We start from the raw sequence: 15,082 nt of genomic DNA, 5'->3' as shown, positions 1-15,082 counted from the left end.
TGGTGTGAGTCAGGACACCCGCTCAACGGCGAGGTCGGCCAGCAGGTCCAGGGCGGTTGTGTGTGCGGATCCAGGGAGCTTTTTGACGCAGGCCTTTGCCAGGGTGGCTTGCTCCCGTGCCCGGGCCATGGTGTATTCCAGGGCCCCTGAGTCGTTGACGATCTCGAGTATCCGGGGCAAGTCGTCCAGGCCACCCTTGCGGATGGCGTTACGGATCTGCTGGCGCTGTTCCTCGCTGCTGTTGGCCATGGCGTGGATCAGGGGCAGAGTTGGCTTGCCTTCGGCCAGGTCATCGCCGACGTTCTTGCCCATGGCGCCGGCATCGCCGGTATAATCCAGGGCGTCATCCACCAGCTGGAAAGCAAGTCCCAGGTGCTTGCCGTAGTCTTTCAGGGCCTGTTCCATCTCCGGATTCGCACCAGCCAGCAGGGCGCCGGTGTGGGAGGCAGCCTCGAACAGCATGGCGGTCTTGTTGTGGATGACTTCCATGTATTTTTCTTCGCTGACGTCCGGGTTTTTCACGTTCATCAGCTGCAGCACTTCGCCTTCCGCAATTACAGCGGTGGCGTGGGACAGTACTTCCATGATGGGCAGACTGCGCAGCTCCACCATCATCTCGAATGCACGGGCGTAGAGGAAATCCCCTACCAGTACGCTCGGCGCATTGCCCCAGCGGGCATTGGCAGTGCTCCGGCCCCGGCGCATGTCCGAGGTATCGACCACATCGTCATGGAGAAGGGTGGCTGTGTGGAGGAACTCGATAACGGCTGCCAGCTTGTGGTGATCGTTGTGGTGGTAGCCGGCGGCCCGGCTGGAAAGCAGTACCAGCAAGGGCCGCAGGCGTTTGCCGCCACTTTCTATAATGTACTGGGCGATCTTTTCCACCAGGGGAACGTCTGAGGAAAGCCGCTTGATGATCAGGTCATTGACGCGGGCAAAGTCGTCCGCGACGGTGTCGTATATGCGCTGGGCAGTCATGCGGCTGTCCGGTCCCCTGAAAAGTGATTTGTCTGGAAAAACAGGCAGGTCGCGGCAATGCTAGGTATTGCCGCCAGCAGTGTCAACTTGACTTGTGTTCAGGCAGCGGTTTTCGTACAATCACGCGCCCCAACTCATCCCAACCTGCGCTCCCTGCTATAGGGTTGCCAAAGCGCTTCCCTTAGAACCAGGTGGATAAGAGCAGGGATGGGTCAATCGCGGAGAAGAGTACCTATGTACGCAGTTATTGTTAGCGGTGGCAAGCAGCACCGTGTGAAGGAAGGCGAAACACTCAAGCTGGAAAAGCTGGAAGTGGAAACCGGTGGTACCGTTGAGTTCGATCGCGTTCTGCTGATTGGTAACGGCGACGACATCAAAGTGGGTGCGCCGGTCGTTGATGGTGCCAAGGTAACTGCCGAGGTGGTTAACCACGGTCGTCACGACAAGGTTCAGATCATCAAGTTCCGTCGTCGCAAGCACCATATGAAGCGTCAGGGCCACCGTCAGTGGTTCACTGAAGTCAAGATCACGGGTATCAAGGGCTGAGGCCTTTGACACACCCCCTGAAAGAGGAGGCTGGTAATGGCTCATAAAAAGGCAGCAGGTAGTACCCGTAACGGTCGCGATTCCGAGTCGAAACGACTTGGCGTCAAGCGCTTCGGCGGTGAGACTGTATCTGCAGGCAGCATCATTGTTCGTCAGCGCGGTACTCGTTTCCACGCTGGTACCAATGTAGGTCTGGGCAAGGATCACACCCTGTTCGCAACAGCGGACGGCCAGGTGAAATTCGAGACCAAGGGTCCCCAGAACCGCAAGTTCGTCAGCATCGTTCCCGCGGCGTAAGTCGCGGTGATGCCCGGCTCTGATATCATCTGATTTCAGGGCTGGCAAAAACCCCGCAAAGCTTTACGGTTTACTGTCTGGCCGAGCCAGAGAGTGAACCCGGGCCTGCGGGGTTTTTTCGTTTATGCGCGAGGCGCAAAGGGTTGAACCATGAAATTTGTAGATGAAGCCACCATTATCGTGGAGGCCGGCAAGGGCGGCCACGGCTGCCTGAGTTTCCGGCGCGAGAAGTACGTGCCCAAGGGCGGCCCGGATGGTGGTGACGGCGGTGACGGCGGTTCCGTCTACCTGGAAGCGGACGACTCTCTCAATACGCTGATTGATTATCGTTTTCAGCGCAAGCACAAGGCGCAGAACGGCCAGCCCGGAGCAGGGCGCAACTGCACAGGTATCAAGGGTGATGACCTGGTCCTGCCCGTGCCGGTTGGCACTACGGTGGTGGACATGGACACCCATGAAGTCCTGGGTGACCTGACCCATGTCGGCCAGCGCCTGAAAGTGGCCCAGGGCGGCTTTCACGGGCTGGGCAACACCCGCTTCAAGTCATCGGTTAACCGTGCCCCACGACAGACCACCAAGGGCTCTGAAGGTGAGGCCCGTAACCTTCGCCTTGAACTGAAAGTGCTGGCGGATGTTGGCTTGCTTGGTATGCCCAATGCAGGCAAGTCCACCTTTATCCGCTCGGTCTCCGCCGCCACGCCAAAGGTGGCCGATTATCCTTTCACCACGCTGGTACCGAACCTGGGTGTGGTGAAGGTGCAGGCCCACCAGAGTTTTGTGATCGCCGATATTCCGGGGCTCATTGAGGGTGCCGCCGAAGGTGCCGGCCTGGGTATCCGCTTCCTGAAGCACCTGGTGCGTACCCGCTTGTTGCTGCACCTTGTGGATGTGGCGCCCTATGACGGTTCCTCCCCGGCCGATGCGGTTCGGGCCATCGAGCATGAACTGGAAAAGTTCAGCGAAACCCTGGCATCCCGGGACCGCTGGCTGGTGCTCAACAAGGTTGACATGGTGGCGGAAGATGAAAGGGACGCCCATTGCCAGGCCATCGTGGATGAACTGGGCTGGGAAGGCCCGGTGTTCTGTATCTCGGCCATCAGTGGCGAAGGTACCCGTGAACTGACCCAGGCTGTGATGCGGTGGATCGAAGAGCGTGCGCGGGAAGAGGCGGACAATCCCGAGCTCGCCGATGAAGAGGCTGAACGCCGTCGACAGATGGATGATGAGGCCCGGGAAGGCATCCAGCAGGAGAAGGCCGCAAGGCGAGCAGCCCGCGAAAACGACGATGATGACGACTTCGACGACGATGATTACGACGTAGAAGTTGTTTACGCCCCGGAATAGCAAGCAGGACCAGGAGCCCCATCATAATCATGACAGAACGAGTGCAGGTGCGCCGCGCCCGGCGCCTGGTGATCAAGATTGGCAGTGCGCTGCTCACCAACGATGGTCGCGGCCTCGATGTGCCTGCGCTTGCCGGTTGGGTAGACCAGATTGCCGAGCTTGTCCGCCACGGTGTGGAAGTGGTCGTGGTGTCCTCCGGTTCCGTGGCGGAGGGCATGACCAGGCTGGGCTGGAGTCAGCGCCCGGAACACCTCCACGAGCTACAGGCCGCCGCTGCGGTTGGTCAAATGGGCCTGGTGCAAACCTGGGAGGCCCAGTTCCGTCGCCATGATATCCACGCGGCCCAGATTCTGCTTACCCACGACGACCTGTCTGATCGGAAACGTTACCTCAACGCCCGCAGTACGCTCCGAACCCTGCTGGATTTCGGTGTGATTCCCATCGTCAACGAGAATGACACGGTCGTTACCGATGAAATCCGTTTTGGTGACAACGACACCCTGGGGGCCCTGGTGGCCAACCTTATCGAGGCAGATGGGCTGATCATTCTTACCGACCAGGACGGCCTTTTTGACAAGGACCCTCGCAAGAACCCGGATGCCCAGCTGGTGGCAGAGCGCCGTGCCGGCGATCCCGAGCTGGATATCATGGCTGGTGGAGGTGCCGGGGCCCTGGGTCGCGGTGGCATGCAAACCAAGCTGCGAGCGGCCCGTCTGGCGGCCCGCTCTGGAGCTTTTACGGTCATCGTGGGTGGTCGGCTTGAAAATGTTATCAGCCGACTGAGGGAAGGTAAGGAAGTGGGTACGCTCCTGTTGCCCGAGCAGGGCCGCATTGCTGCCCGCAAGCAGTGGCTCGCCAGCCACCTGCAGACCCGTGGCAGGATTATGATCGATGATGGCGCGGTACAGGTGCTCTGCAAGGGCGGACGAAGCCTGTTACCCGTTGGCGTAAAAGGTGTATCCGGGCAGTTTCGTCGGGGAGAGATGGTGTCCTGTGTAGATCAGGAAGGACGGGAAGTGGCACGTGGATTGATTAACTACGACGCCGATGAAGCCCGTGCCATTGCCGGGCGTGCCAGCGATCGAATCGTCGATGTGCTCGGCTATGTGTCTGACGAGGAAATGATTCACCGGGACAACCTGGTCATCGTGTAAGTATCGCGAGGAACGCCTGGGCGGTTCCTGCTGGTCAGTAACAGAAAAGCCACAGAGCGAGAGCCCTGTGGCTTTTTTGATGCAGCCACCAGAAGGTATCCGGCGCATCCGGTAGCAGCAGAAAACATTTCGACATGTATTGCGCAAAGTCCTGGTTAGCACGGCGACAGTATGTTCCCCGGTCCGGGACTGTGGGTTTGTCGCCGGTCGTGGTATATAGACGACCTGAAACCACCTGGTAATGAGAGGAACAGATGCCGAAAGCCAGTGAGATCAAAAAGAACCAGGCCATCGAGTACGAGGGAAGTGTTTACTTCGTAAAGGACATTGAGCGTTCTGTGCCCCAGGGGCGGGCAGGGGGCAGTCTGTATCGCATGCGCATGTACGACGTGGTTACCGGGGCCAAGCTGGACGAGACCTTCAAGGATTCGGACATGCTCAACCAGGCAGACCTGGTGCGCCGGCCTGCCACCTTTTCCTATTCCGACGGCGATGAGTTCGTATTTATGGACTCGGAGGACTATACCCAGTACAGCCTCAATCGGGAGGCCATTGCCGACGAATTGTTGTTCATCACAGAGGATACCCAGGGTGTCATGGTGATCCTGCTCAACGATGCGCCGGTGGCGCTGGACCTGCCGCCAACGGTGGACTTGCCCATCGAGGAAACGGACCCGTCAATCAAGGGGGGCTCCGCTACGGCCCGCACCAAGCCGGCGAGGTTGACCACTGGCCTGGTCGTCCAGGTGCCGGAACATATATCTACCGGCGACCGCATCCGCATCAACGTGGAGGAGCGCAAGTTCCTGGGCCGGGCCTGAGAGCGGAAGGGAATGAAAAGGGCCATGGCTCGCCATGGCCCGCTAGGCCGGAAGGACATCCGGCTGCTTGATCAGGTTGTGATAGTGGGTAGCCTCAGTATGGGCAGGTACCCCGGTATTCCGAGATATCCCAGTCGCGCTCGTGGTCCGGGCCGCACAGGAACTGGTTGTAGCGCTGGTCGTTGTCCAGGTGCAGCTTCATCCAGGACACTCCGAACCGGCTCAGGACGTCATTGTAGCTGTTGCCCCCGTTGCCGCAGTAGTGGCTGCCATTGTTAAGCTCCACAAAGGCCTTGTCGGTGGACGATGGGATCGCTTCATAGAACGGGTCAGCATGGCTGCGAACCGGAGCGATAATGTCGGACTCACAGGCAATGATCAGCGTGGGCGTTTCGATATTCCGGAACCGGAAGCTGGACGTATCCCAGGGCGCCAGTGGTATGGCTGCCTGGATGCGGCCCTCTGAGGCGACGCGAAGAGTGCCGCCACCGCCCATGGACCAGCCGATGACACCAAGGCGGTTGGTGTCGATCATGCCGGAAACAGGACTGGAACTACTGCCATTCTGCTCGATCAGGTAGTCCAGGGCATTGTTGATCTGGGTTGCACGGCTGGGGGGCTGGTCAAAGCCACTGTTGGTATCGATGGTCATGACCACGAAGCCATGGGAGGCCAGTTTCGGTCCCCACCACTCTATGGAAGATTCCGCGGAGACAAACCCGGGGATGACCACAACTGCCCCCATCGTACCGCTGGTACCGGTGGGGTAATGAATGGTGCCGCCACCAAAACCACCCACCAGGCTGGAGACTCTGTCAGTGCGGACGCTATATGGCCCACTGGAGGCTTCGAGGAAGGACTCGGTGGGGGCCGGGCCCCGTTCATAACCACAGTTACTGGTGCAGCCGTCATCCCCGCCATCAGAACCACCGCCGCCGGCGGCGAATACAGAAGCGGAGAAAAGCAGTGAAGCTGCGGCCACCACTGACCGCAATGGGTTGCTGGCATAATGATCTGACATAGTGTTTTTCCTGTTGCAGTGCTTTTTTGTGAATTGTTATCGGGTACTGCTTGCTCCCCCGGCCACAGTAGTTCGAGGGGGGCAAGCGGGCTTTCACAAATTGGCACCTCAACGGAAGTGGGTCACGGTTTGGTGGCTGGGGTTTGTCCGAGATTCGCAATATTGCTCAGAGAGGCGGGTCGGGTATCGTATTTCGGGCGCGAGTGTAGAAACTGTAATCAGGTTCCGGGTTGCCTGCGACCCGGGTCGCAGGCATGGCTCATGCAGGCCCGGTCAGGTCCCGGAGTCGCTCCAGCCAGCGCTGACCCCGCGCCGAGGCAACACCATCGGCCCAGCGGGTGGTTTCCGGTAGCCGATACCGGGTCACGCAGGCCATAACGTAGTGAATAGCCGTTGGCAGGCTGACCCGGTGGCCTGGCGAAATGTAAAGGGGTTTCACTCCGACCCGGGTTCGTAGCACAGCGCCGATGACCTCATCCTTGTCTGTCAATGGCACCCAGGCGCCCTTTTTGTCGGGTACCGGGCCATGCTGTCCGGTCAGTCGGCTTTTTCCTACCCCGATGGTTGGCAGTCCGGTGAGGATTCCCGTATGGGATGCCACTCCGAGCCGGCGCGGATGGGCAATGCCCTGACCATCGCAGAGTAACAGGTCTGGCTGCATCCTGAGTTTGTCCAGGGCCTCGAGGATGACCGGGCACTCACGGAACGACAGAAGTCCGGGGATATAGGGCATGGCCACGGGCAGGCGGGCGATGGCATAGTCCAGCGGCTCCAGGTCCTCCAGGCGGAGCACCACGATGGCAGCCCGGGCTGTGTCCCGGTTCTCGAAACCGACATCCACTCCCGCTACCGTCCTTACCTCCGGCAGGTCGTCCTGCTGGATCACCTGGCTGGCCATCTGCGTCTGCAGTTCGATGGCCTGGCGTGGACTGAGTTTGCTCCAGTTTTCCGTGGGGTTTGTCACTGGTGCTCCTTCTCTCTGAACAGTGACACAACAATAGCAGGCTGCGTTTTAGCCTGCAGGGGAGGACTCTCGATCTCAGCTGACCGCGTGCCCTTCCAGCAGTGGAGCGACCAGTTCGATGGCCGAGTCATCCAGTAACGCATCCAGGCAGGGTGGGTGAAGGAACGTGGAAGATGGCGTCAGGCCGTTTACCTGGCGATAACACCTGGACAGGTGCGCGGAGTTCGCGAACCCTCCCAGCAGGGCAGCCTCGGTGACCGAGTATCCCAGGGCCATGATGATAGTGCTGATAAAGACCCGGTAACGGACCCGGTACTGGGTGATCGGTAACCCGGCCTGTTCCTTGAAGAGTTTCTCCAGCCGCGATTCCGACAGCCGGACCTCCCGGGCCAGGTCGGACAGGGCAGGGGCATCATGGAGCGAGGTCCGGATACGACGTGCCACTGCGAGGACTCTCGGGTCGAATTCCCGGAAGGTCAGGTTTTGCAAATGCTCAGGTATGAGGCTGGCCCGGATCATGGCACTTGCGGTACCTGCAGTAATCCCCCCCCTTGTTACGGACGTCCGTCATGGTGGCGATCACCTTGGCCTCATGCGGATGGTGGCAGTATATGCCGTCGCCGACGGGAGCCATGAGACTGGCCAGCGCCGGGTAGGCCTGGGACAGCGGCGGCAGAAGTTCCTGTGTGGTGCGGTAGACCTCCTGGCGACTGCGACAGGTACCAAGAAAGATGACTTCCCGGGCGCGGAGGAGCATCCGGGGTGCTTTGTGGCACTGAGTGGACGGATTATTCTTGTTAGTCATTGTCTTCCTGCCCTGACGGACGCTTTGTCGATTGCCACCTGACCGCCGTAGCTGGACTTTAGTCCACCTTTCGGGAATCGGCTTTCACGATTTGGCACTCAGTTGTAACTGGATCACAGTGATTCCCGGGCGCAAAGGCGGTGAGACGCGATTCGTGGCCGCATCAGGAGTGTGGTGTCATCTTTTCTGGTCGAATTGCCGAGATGGGACACCCGTCATGACAATAATGACCGCGACCAACCCGGGGCCATTGGCGCGGGAGTGCATTGCGGATAGAATCCCGCCATGTCCATTCAACATGCCCTGCTCACCTCGCTTCTTGAGAAACCGTCAACCGGATACCAGCTTGCCCGCCGTTTTGATCGCTCTATCGGTCATTTCTGGCAGGCTACCCATCAGCAGATTTACCGGGAACTTCGACGTATGGCAGCTTCTGGCTGGGTAGAGGTTGAAGAAAAAGGCGACGACGGCACTCGTAAGCGTAAGGTCTACCACGTTCTGGCGGCTGGCCGGGATGAATTGCAGCGATGGGTCGCTGAACCGGGCAGCTCTGGCGAGAGCAACGAGGCGTTGATGGTCAAGCTCAGGGCTGAAGCCGTGCTGGGACCGATCGGCGTTCGGCGGGAACTGGAGCGGCTGATCCGCTGGCACGAGGATCGGCTGGCGACATACCGGGCGATTGAGGCCAGGGACTTTTCCACGGACAACCCGACCCGTGGGCAGCGTCTGCAGCACCAGGTTCTGCGCAAGGGCATATCCGCCGAAGAGGACTGGCTTGGTTGGGCCCGGGAAACCCTGGAAGCACTTTGACCTGATGTAACCCTGACCCGAGGGTCAATTGGGGGCCTGGGCGGCCCCCGGAGTGGGCTGTCAGGCAGGTTCTGTTACAGGTTGGCGGTTAGTTTCCTGCAGGGCGAGCCGCTGCCGTGCTTGCTGGTACTCGGTGATCAGGCGGGTTACCAGAGCGTCTACGTTGCCGACAGTCTTGACGGCGCCAACGCCCTGGCCGGCACCCCAGATATCACGCCACGCCTTGCTCTTGGACTCGCCGCCGGAGCCAAAATTCATCTTGGACGGATCGGATTCCGGCAGCGCCGCGGGGTCGAGGCCTGCGTTCTCGATACTCTTTTTCAGATAGTTGCCGTGTACACCAGTAAACAGGTTGGAGTAGACGATGTCTTCTGCCGTGCTGTCCACGATCATCTGCTTGTAGGCCTGGTCTGCATTGGCCTCCTCAGTGGCAATGAAGGCGGAGCCAATATAGGCCAGGTCGGCACCGGCTGCCTGGGCTGCCAGCACGGCGTTGCCGTTGGCAATGGAACCGGAGAGCAGCAGCGGACCGTCAAACCATTCGCGGATTTCCTGGATCAGGGCAAAGGGTGACTGGGTACCGGCATGGCCACCCGCACCGGCAGCTACTGCGATCAGCCCGTCGGCACCCTTCTCGATAGCCTTGCGGGCAAATCGGTCGTTGATGACGTCGTGGAGCGTAATGCCGCCCCATGCGTGGACCTTCTGGTTCAGGTCCTCACGGGCACCCAGGGAAGTGATGATGATGGGTACCTTGTACTTGGCGCAGAGGTCCAGGTCGTGTTCGAGCCGGTCGTTGGAACGGTGAACAATCTGGTTGACGGCAAAGGGAGCCGCTGGCTTGTCGGGGTTCCGGGCATTGTAGTCCGCCAGCTCGGTGGTGATCCGGTCAAGCCACTCTTCCAGCACATGGGCCGGGCGTGCATTGAGCGAGGGGAAAGACCCCACGATACCGGCCTTGCATTGAGCAATAACCAGGTCGGGGTTGGAAATAATAAACAGGGGGGAGGCAACGGCCGGTAGCGACAGGCCCTTGAGAATATCGGGTAACGACATGACAGCTCCTGACTGACTGAGCCACCGGTGGCGGTTGGTCCGGGCCCGGCGGCAGCGTGAACAAGGGAAACAGGTGGCCGAAGACGCCCGTTACGATGTGTCGCGCGTCTTGGTGCAACCAGTTGCACAAAATTACCAGTGGGTCCTGGCATGTGCAACTGGTTTCATACATGTCGCTTAGTGGATTATCAGGAGTCCCCCTGTGCGGAGGCGGCCTTGCGGAGGTATTGCACCAGCGTGTCGGGCTCCTGGGCGCCGGGCACCATATAGCGTCGATTCAGGACGAATGCCGGCACAGCACTGACCCCGGCCTGCTGCCAATAAGCCTCGTCTTCGCGGACGGCTTCGCCATAACGGTCTGAGGTGAGCACTTCGGTGGCTTCGCTGCCATCCAGGCCGATGCTCTCCGCCCGTGACCGCAGCACGGCAGGATCCGCGATGTTGTCTGCGTGCCCGAAATAGGCATCAAACAGGGCCAGCTTCATGTCTGTCTGCTTGCCATACTCGGCGGCCCATTTCACTAACCTGTGCCCGTCGAAGGTATTGCGGGTATAGCGTTCCTGCATACGGCTGAAATTCAGCCCCAGGCCCTTGGCAATCCCCATCATATCAGCCTGGGCGGCCTCCATTTCAGCAGGGGTGCGGCCGTACTTCCGGGCAAGGGCTTCAAGGATCGGCTGGCCATCACCGGTGGGGTCCGGGTTCAGCTCGAACGCGTGCCAGCGAACGTCGAAAGTCATTTCATCCGCCAGCAACTCCATGGCCTGCGCCAGGCGGGCGTACCCGATGGCGCACCAGGGGCAGGCGATGTCGGAGACGATGTCAATGGTCAGGTGGTTCATGGGTTATTTCTTCGCGATGACCCACACCGCATGCACGATGCCGGGAATATAGCCGAGCAGGGTCAGCAGGATGTTTATCCAGAAATGCTTGCCGATGCCTACCTGGAGGAAAACGCCCAGGGGCGGCAGCAGAATGGCGATCAGGATTCGAATCAGGTCCATGTGGCAGCTCCTTGTTGCGGTGTTCGGATTGACCGGAGTCATGTCCCTGACTCCCGGAAAACCATCCCTGAAGTTACCTATCTTGTAGTGAAGGTTAGCAATAAAACCCCGGGAGGTAATTAAAATTCGGAAACGCCCGTGACGATGGCAGGTCCTGTGATCGACTATGATGAACGGTGAAGCACGCAGAAACTGTGCCCTGCAGGGGCCGCCTGAATGGATCGCAAACCAGGGGAGGAAAGTTATGGCAATCAGACTTGAGCGGGTCTACGACGAGTCCGGTAGCGGTGACTATCGGGTGCTGGTCGACCGGATCTGGCCCAGGGGGATTTCGAAGGAATCGCTTGCCGCTGACGAATGGCTCAGGGAGATTGCGCCGTCATCGAAGCTGCGCAAGGCCTTCCACTCGGGGGACGTGTCCTGGGATGAGTTCCGTCGAAGCTATCTGACTGAACTGAAAGACCACCGGGATACCTTGCGCCCGCTGGCAGAACGGGCGAGCCGCGAGAGCGTCACACTGCTATACAGCGCAAAGGACGACGAGCACAACAACGCGGTGGTACTGAAACAGTACCTCAGCATGCTGGAGTGACGTCAGGCCTTCAGCATGCCGGCGACCAGCCGACCGGCCAGTGCGATAAGCAGCACGCCGAAGAAACGCTCCAGCCAGACCACGTTTCGTTTGAGGCTGGCCAGCAACCGGGGGCTGGAGAACAGCCAGGCCACGATCATATACCAGCCGATGTCGATCACCATGGCGGTGGCTGCATAGGCAAGCTTGGCCAGCAAGGGGGTGTCCGGTCCTACTACCTGGCTGAACAGCGCAATAAAGAATACCGCAACCTTGGGGTTCAGGAACGCCAGCATGAAGCCGTCCTGGGCGGCGCTTGCAGTTGTGGGTACTTCCGGCAACTCTCCAGCGTCGCCTCTCTTCGCTGTAAGGCCCTTGAAGCCGAGCCAGGCCAGGTAGGCTGCGCCGGCCCATTGCAGAGTGGCAAACAGGGTGGGGGATGTGGTGATCACGGCGGCCAGTCCGATAATGCTCAGAAAGGCATAGAGGCCGATACCGATGCCGTGGCTGACGGCCACGATCAAACCATTACCGCGCCCACCGGCCAGTGTCTGCTTCAGAACAAGCGCCAGGGAAGGCCCGGGGGACATGGCGCCAAGGGTGCATATGGTGACGACTGCGAGCCAGGTGGTCAGTGACATGATGTCTTACCTCGTGCCTGCAGCCATTCGGCGAGCGCCCAGCAAGGTCTGGAACACAGCCACGCCGAGTCCCCAGAAACCATTGAGGACCAGGCCGCCAACCCAGGTCTGGGCGGTAACATCGATTTCCTTCAGAGGAAAGACCACCAGCATGGCGACGGCCGTTGGTCCGATGGCCCCCAGAAGGACCATCAGGCCCCAGAACGCGGGGCTGGCCAGTCGTGCCAACAGTGCCCACAGAAGCAACCCCCAGAGCCCCCCGAAAAACCCAAGGGAGATAACTGCAGGCACACCAAACGGGGGCACCGGTGACAGGTTGAAGGGCGGGGCCGGCGTCATACCTGCCATCCAGAACAGGGCAAAGAGACCCTGGTGAAATACCAGTGTTGCGAGAAAACCGCTGATAAAAGCCTTGATCCAGGGCATGGGAACTCCACGAAATAAACCGATAGTTTACTGATTTGGGATAGCCCGTGCATCGTCGGGAAGCGATGAACCGGGAAAGGCGTATCAATAAAAAAGGGCCACGCCGGCTGGCAGTGGCCCTGAAGAGTACAGTTCTTGCTGGTACCTTAGTCGACCCGGGTCAGTGTGACGTCGATGTTGCCACGGGTGGCATTGGAATACGGGCACACCTGGTGAGCCTGTTCTATTAACTGGTTGGCCTGGTCGTTATCCATTCCCGGCAGTGAAATTCGCAGTTCCACCTGAATACCGAAACCGCCATTGGACGGCCCGATACCTACCAGCCCTTCTACGGAAGCATCCTGGGGCATGGGCAGCTTCGCCTTGCCGGCGACGACTTTCATTGCACCAATAAAGCACGCCGAGTAACCGGCTGCGAACAACTGTTCCGGGTTGGTACCCTCGCCCCCGGCACCACCGAGTTCGCGGGGTGTGGTCAGCGCGACATCCAGGGCTCCGTCGGAAGAAACGGCGCGGCCATCACGACCACCGGTCGCTTCAGCCGAAGCGGTGTAGAGCACTTTTTCCAGAGACATGGCAGATCCTTTTTCGTGTCAGGGATTAGTGGTCCGGCGCTGCCTGACGGCTTGCCGGATAGCTGCACTATACCTTCTGGAAAAATTGCACGCAATAAGATTGTGTGCAATGTAATAGTCCCATAGGAGCCCCAGATGGAATCTGGTCAGGTGCACAGAAGGGGCTGGCTACTGCTCCTTTTCCGTCAGCAGTTTGATCATCTCGGAGGCGCCCGTGGCGAGGGCGAGATCCAGCGCCGTGTTGCCATTTACATCGGTGAGGTCCGGGTTCGCGCCACTCTCCAGCAACAGGCGGGCGGTGTCGATATGGCCATTGCGCACCGCCAGAATCAGCAGGCTTTCGCCCTCGCTGGTGCGAACGTCAACCGGTACGCCGGCGTTGAGCAGGGTGGCCAGCACCCCGGTACCTCCGTTTCTGGCCAGCTCAAAGATTCCCTGGGCGAAGGCAATGGCGTCCTTATCCTGTTCACTGTCAGGCTTTTGTGGCTCTGGTGGTTTTGCTCTGCTCATTATTACTCCCGAAAGTTGCTGGCGTTCATGACGCTCCGTCACGGATAAGTGACAGGCCCCAGGCACCTGCCACCAAGAGCGTGATGATGACGGCGGTTTTTACCTTGTGCCGTTCGAAAATGGCCTGTGCCTTGTTCCCGGCCACCAGTACCAGAAGGGCCAATCCGAAATAGCGGATCGCCCGGGAAATGGCCGATGCGACCATGAACAGCGTAAACGAAAAACCGGTGGCGCCTGCGGCAAGCATGGCGATCTGGAACGGTATCGGAATAACGCCAACACTGAGTACAAACCAGAAACCACCGGTTTCCATGCTCTGGCGCACCCGTTCGAACTGTTCCGGTGACGATGCCCATTCCACCAGTTGCGCTCCGATGGCGTCGAAAACGAAGTAACCCACAGCATACCCTGTGGCGGCACCCAGCAGGCAACCCAGCAAGGCAATCCCTGCCAGCAGGAAAAGCTGGTGGCGGCGCGCCTGCATAAGCGGGATCAGTATTGCTTCAAGCGGAATCGGTACGATGATGGACTCCAGGAAGGACGCCAGCCCAAGCCCCCAGAGCGCGTGCCTGGAATAGACCAGTTGGCGGCCAAGTTTATGCAGGCGTGAGATGGTCGTCCGTTTCCTGTATTGCTCGCTGCCCATGGGTCGGCGTCCCTGTCTGGTGGATTGGCCGGGTGGAACCGGAGCCTGTCAGCGCTCGAGAATCCCTGTATGATTTCCACCCGTTTTCGCCGAGTATAACCCGGGAGCTGTATCGGATGTCGTCACTGGCCGCCTACCAATATGTCCTTATTGCGCTGATCTTTGTCTGGAGCGGGTTCGTCCGTTCGGGGCTGGGATTTGGTGGTGCGGTGCTGTCCCTGCCATTCCTGCTGCTGGTCCATGACCAGCCTCTGGTGTTCCTGCCCATTATCGCCGTGCATCTGCTCGTGTTCTCGTCCCTGACGATCTGGCTCAACAACCGCCGGACCAGTGCAGAACGCAGGGCTGGTGAACGCCGGGAGAGTACAGTGGACTGGCGCTACCTGTGGTATCTGCTGGCAGTGATGATGGTGCCGAAGCTGGTTGGCGTGTTCGGACTGATCACCCTGCCGTCACGGGTGCTGAGTGCCATTATCTTTGTCATCGTTGCCATATATGCCCTGTCTTACCTGTTCAACCGACCGTTTCGCAGCAATAGCCGCGTGGTGGATATCATCTTTCTGATGGTGGGTGGCTATATCAGTGGCACATCGCTGATCGGCGCGCCCCTGATCATTGCCGTGGCTGCCCAGCAGGTCGCGAAGGAAAAACTCAGGGATACCCTGTTTGCACTCTGGTTTATCCTGGTCTTCATCAAGCTGGCGGCCTTTATCTGGGCTGATGTCGACCTGCAGCTACTGCACCACCTGTGGTTATTGCCCTGCGCGGCCGTTGGCCATGTGATCGGACTGAAAGTCCATCGGAGGATGTTGCAGGCAGAGACTCCGGTATTTTTCCGGGTACTGGGCGCCGTCTTGTTGACGGTCAGTGCCGCGGGCCTGGTTCAGGCCTTCCTGTAGCGGGCACGTGCCCC

General features: G+C 59.6%; 21 protein-coding genes. 8 read left to right on the top strand and 13 right to left on the bottom strand.

The window, feature by feature from the left end:
* Positions 1-9: 9 nt before the first annotated feature.
* On the bottom strand, positions 10-978 hold the full coding sequence (ispB, locus tag LJ360_RS15055; protein ID WP_091849908.1) for an octaprenyl diphosphate synthase: 969 nt from the start codon (positions 976-978) through the stop codon (positions 10-12).
* A 234-nt stretch (positions 979-1,212) separates the two neighbouring features.
* Between ispB and rplU the strand changes: the two genes are divergently transcribed.
* The 5 genes from rplU (at position 1,213) to yeiP (ending at position 5,140) form a co-directional block, all read left to right on the top strand.
* Positions 1,213-1,524 carry a 50S ribosomal protein L21 gene (gene rplU, locus LJ360_RS15050; protein ID WP_091849906.1) on the top strand — a complete coding sequence of 104 codons (312 nt, stop codon included), beginning with the start codon at positions 1,213-1,215 and terminating at the stop codon, positions 1,522-1,524.
* Between the two features lie 36 nt (positions 1,525-1,560).
* Complete coding sequence (rpmA, locus tag LJ360_RS15045) at positions 1,561-1,821, top strand: 50S ribosomal protein L27 (RefSeq protein ID WP_091849904.1); 261 nt, start codon at positions 1,561-1,563, stop codon at positions 1,819-1,821.
* Between the two features lie 150 nt (positions 1,822-1,971).
* Positions 1,972-3,165 carry an Obg family GTPase CgtA gene (gene cgtA / locus LJ360_RS15040; RefSeq protein ID WP_091849902.1) on the top strand — a complete coding sequence of 398 codons (1,194 nt, stop codon included), beginning with the start codon at positions 1,972-1,974 and terminating at the stop codon, positions 3,163-3,165.
* A 29-nt stretch (positions 3,166-3,194) separates the two neighbouring features.
* Positions 3,195-4,319, top strand: a complete 1,125-nt coding sequence (gene proB, locus LJ360_RS15035; RefSeq protein ID WP_091849900.1) for a glutamate 5-kinase — start codon at positions 3,195-3,197, stop codon at positions 4,317-4,319.
* Positions 4,320-4,573: 254 nt separating this feature from the next.
* Positions 4,574-5,140 carry an elongation factor P-like protein YeiP gene (gene yeiP / locus LJ360_RS15030; protein ID WP_091849898.1) on the top strand — a complete coding sequence of 189 codons (567 nt, stop codon included), beginning with the start codon at positions 4,574-4,576 and terminating at the stop codon, positions 5,138-5,140.
* A gap of 94 nt (positions 5,141-5,234) precedes the next feature.
* On the opposite strand, the gene LJ360_RS15025 is transcribed toward yeiP, so the two are convergent.
* From LJ360_RS15025 to LJ360_RS15010, 4 genes are all read right to left on the bottom strand, one after another.
* Positions 5,235-6,161 carry an alpha/beta hydrolase family protein gene (locus LJ360_RS15025; protein WP_091849896.1) on the bottom strand — a complete coding sequence of 309 codons (927 nt, stop codon included), beginning with the start codon at positions 6,159-6,161 and terminating at the stop codon, positions 5,235-5,237.
* A 259-nt stretch (positions 6,162-6,420) separates the two neighbouring features.
* Positions 6,421-7,125, bottom strand: coding sequence for a deoxyribonuclease V (nfi, locus tag LJ360_RS15020; RefSeq protein ID WP_091849894.1), 705 nt, complete (start codon positions 7,123-7,125; stop codon positions 6,421-6,423).
* Between the two features lie 75 nt (positions 7,126-7,200).
* On the bottom strand, positions 7,201-7,644 hold the full coding sequence (locus LJ360_RS15015; protein WP_264994420.1) for a helix-turn-helix domain-containing protein: 444 nt from the start codon (positions 7,642-7,644) through the stop codon (positions 7,201-7,203).
* The gene (locus tag LJ360_RS15010) at positions 7,619-7,930 is read right to left on the bottom strand and encodes a hypothetical protein (RefSeq protein WP_264994419.1); all 312 of its coding nucleotides are present in this window, start codon (positions 7,928-7,930) and stop codon (positions 7,619-7,621) included. Before LJ360_RS15010 ends, LJ360_RS15015 begins: the two co-directional genes overlap by 26 nt.
* A 285-nt stretch (positions 7,931-8,215) precedes the next feature.
* Here LJ360_RS15010 and LJ360_RS15005 point away from each other — a divergent pair, with 285 nt between their 5' ends.
* A complete protein-coding gene (locus LJ360_RS15005) occupies positions 8,216-8,740 on the top strand; it encodes a PadR family transcriptional regulator (protein WP_091849891.1) in 525 nt (174 codons plus the stop codon).
* Between the two features lie 60 nt (positions 8,741-8,800).
* Here the strand turns inward: LJ360_RS15005 and LJ360_RS15000 are convergent, their stop codons facing one another.
* From LJ360_RS15000 to LJ360_RS14990, 3 genes are all read right to left on the bottom strand, one after another.
* On the bottom strand, positions 8,801-9,796 hold the full coding sequence (locus LJ360_RS15000) for an NAD(P)H-dependent flavin oxidoreductase (RefSeq protein ID WP_091849889.1): 996 nt from the start codon (positions 9,794-9,796) through the stop codon (positions 8,801-8,803).
* A 188-nt stretch (positions 9,797-9,984) separates the two neighbouring features.
* Positions 9,985-10,638 carry a DsbA family oxidoreductase gene (locus tag LJ360_RS14995; protein WP_091849888.1) on the bottom strand — a complete coding sequence of 218 codons (654 nt, stop codon included), beginning with the start codon at positions 10,636-10,638 and terminating at the stop codon, positions 9,985-9,987.
* A gap of 3 nt (positions 10,639-10,641) precedes the next feature.
* Positions 10,642-10,800 (bottom strand): YqaE/Pmp3 family membrane protein, encoded by a 159-nt coding sequence (locus tag LJ360_RS14990; protein ID WP_091849886.1) that lies wholly within the window; start codon positions 10,798-10,800, stop codon positions 10,642-10,644.
* Positions 10,801-11,044: 244 nt separating this feature from the next.
* Here LJ360_RS14990 and LJ360_RS14985 point away from each other — a divergent pair, with 244 nt between their 5' ends.
* Positions 11,045-11,392, top strand: coding sequence for a DUF488 domain-containing protein (locus tag LJ360_RS14985; protein ID WP_091849884.1), 348 nt, complete (start codon positions 11,045-11,047; stop codon positions 11,390-11,392).
* 2 nt (positions 11,393-11,394) lie between these two features.
* Here LJ360_RS14985 and LJ360_RS14980 read toward each other — a convergent pair whose 3' ends face one another.
* The 5 genes from LJ360_RS14980 to LJ360_RS14960 all read right to left on the bottom strand — a co-directional run bounded on the left by LJ360_RS14980 (position 11,395) and on the right by LJ360_RS14960 (position 14,169).
* A complete protein-coding gene (locus tag LJ360_RS14980) occupies positions 11,395-12,012 on the bottom strand; it encodes a LysE family translocator (protein ID WP_091849882.1) in 618 nt (205 codons plus the stop codon).
* 6 nt (positions 12,013-12,018) lie between these two features.
* Positions 12,019-12,438: a hypothetical protein gene (locus LJ360_RS14975; RefSeq protein WP_091849880.1), complete on the bottom strand. Its 420-nt coding sequence runs from the start codon at positions 12,436-12,438 to the stop codon at positions 12,019-12,021.
* Positions 12,439-12,584: 146 nt separating this feature from the next.
* Positions 12,585-13,013 carry an organic hydroperoxide resistance protein gene (locus LJ360_RS14970; protein ID WP_091849878.1) on the bottom strand — a complete coding sequence of 143 codons (429 nt, stop codon included), beginning with the start codon at positions 13,011-13,013 and terminating at the stop codon, positions 12,585-12,587.
* Between the two features lie 168 nt (positions 13,014-13,181).
* Positions 13,182-13,523: an ankyrin repeat domain-containing protein gene (locus LJ360_RS14965; RefSeq protein ID WP_091849875.1), complete on the bottom strand. Its 342-nt coding sequence runs from the start codon at positions 13,521-13,523 to the stop codon at positions 13,182-13,184.
* A gap of 25 nt (positions 13,524-13,548) precedes the next feature.
* Positions 13,549-14,169: a YqaA family protein gene (locus LJ360_RS14960; RefSeq protein ID WP_091849873.1), complete on the bottom strand. Its 621-nt coding sequence runs from the start codon at positions 14,167-14,169 to the stop codon at positions 13,549-13,551.
* 116 nt (positions 14,170-14,285) lie between these two features.
* Between LJ360_RS14960 and LJ360_RS14955 the strand changes: the two genes are divergently transcribed.
* Positions 14,286-15,068 (top strand): TSUP family transporter, encoded by a 783-nt coding sequence (locus LJ360_RS14955; protein WP_091849871.1) that lies wholly within the window; start codon positions 14,286-14,288, stop codon positions 15,066-15,068.
* The last annotated feature ends 14 nt before the right edge of the window (positions 15,069-15,082 follow it).

The organism is Marinobacter sp. AN1 (genome assembly GCF_026013985.1).
In the GTDB taxonomy this organism is placed as follows: Bacteria; Pseudomonadota; Gammaproteobacteria; order Pseudomonadales; family Oleiphilaceae; genus Marinobacter; species Marinobacter segnicrescens.
This window is presented reverse-complemented; position numbering and strand designations above follow the sequence as displayed.

Excerpts from the sequence above, each read along its gene's own strand:
- LJ360_RS15010 (WP_264994419.1), bottom strand. The coding sequence starts at position 7,930 with ATGACTAACAAGAATAATCCGTCCACTCAGTGCCACAAAGCACCCCGG.
- yeiP (WP_091849898.1), top strand. The coding sequence starts at position 4,574 with ATGCCGAAAGCCAGTGAGATCAAAAAGAACCAGGCCATCGAGTACGAG.
- LJ360_RS15025 (WP_091849896.1), bottom strand. The coding sequence starts at position 6,161 with ATGTCAGATCATTATGCCAGCAACCCATTGCGGTCAGTGGTGGCCGCA.
- LJ360_RS15015 (WP_264994420.1), bottom strand. The coding sequence starts at position 7,644 with ATGATCCGGGCCAGCCTCATACCTGAGCATTTGCAAAACCTGACCTTC.
- LJ360_RS14960 (WP_091849873.1), bottom strand. The coding sequence starts at position 14,169 with ATGGGCAGCGAGCAATACAGGAAACGGACGACCATCTCACGCCTGCAT.
- LJ360_RS14965 (WP_091849875.1), bottom strand. The coding sequence starts at position 13,523 with ATGAGCAGAGCAAAACCACCAGAGCCACAAAAGCCTGACAGTGAACAG.
- LJ360_RS14970 (WP_091849878.1), bottom strand. The coding sequence starts at position 13,013 with ATGTCTCTGGAAAAAGTGCTCTACACCGCTTCGGCTGAAGCGACCGGT.
- LJ360_RS14995 (WP_091849888.1), bottom strand. The coding sequence starts at position 10,638 with ATGAACCACCTGACCATTGACATCGTCTCCGACATCGCCTGCCCCTGG.
- LJ360_RS15000 (WP_091849889.1), bottom strand. The coding sequence starts at position 9,796 with ATGTCGTTACCCGATATTCTCAAGGGCCTGTCGCTACCGGCCGTTGCC.
- LJ360_RS14990 (WP_091849886.1), bottom strand. The coding sequence starts at position 10,800 with ATGGACCTGATTCGAATCCTGATCGCCATTCTGCTGCCGCCCCTGGGC.
- LJ360_RS14985 (WP_091849884.1), top strand. The coding sequence starts at position 11,045 with ATGGCAATCAGACTTGAGCGGGTCTACGACGAGTCCGGTAGCGGTGAC.
- proB (WP_091849900.1), top strand. The coding sequence starts at position 3,195 with ATGACAGAACGAGTGCAGGTGCGCCGCGCCCGGCGCCTGGTGATCAAG.
- ispB (WP_091849908.1), bottom strand. The coding sequence starts at position 978 with ATGACTGCCCAGCGCATATACGACACCGTCGCGGACGACTTTGCCCGC.
- LJ360_RS14980 (WP_091849882.1), bottom strand. The coding sequence starts at position 12,012 with ATGTCACTGACCACCTGGCTCGCAGTCGTCACCATATGCACCCTTGGC.
- rplU (WP_091849906.1), top strand. The coding sequence starts at position 1,213 with ATGTACGCAGTTATTGTTAGCGGTGGCAAGCAGCACCGTGTGAAGGAA.
- rpmA (WP_091849904.1), top strand. The coding sequence starts at position 1,561 with ATGGCTCATAAAAAGGCAGCAGGTAGTACCCGTAACGGTCGCGATTCC.
- LJ360_RS14975 (WP_091849880.1), bottom strand. The coding sequence starts at position 12,438 with ATGCCCTGGATCAAGGCTTTTATCAGCGGTTTTCTCGCAACACTGGTA.
- LJ360_RS14955 (WP_091849871.1), top strand. The coding sequence starts at position 14,286 with ATGTCGTCACTGGCCGCCTACCAATATGTCCTTATTGCGCTGATCTTT.
- LJ360_RS15005 (WP_091849891.1), top strand. The coding sequence starts at position 8,216 with ATGTCCATTCAACATGCCCTGCTCACCTCGCTTCTTGAGAAACCGTCA.
- cgtA (WP_091849902.1), top strand. The coding sequence starts at position 1,972 with ATGAAATTTGTAGATGAAGCCACCATTATCGTGGAGGCCGGCAAGGGC.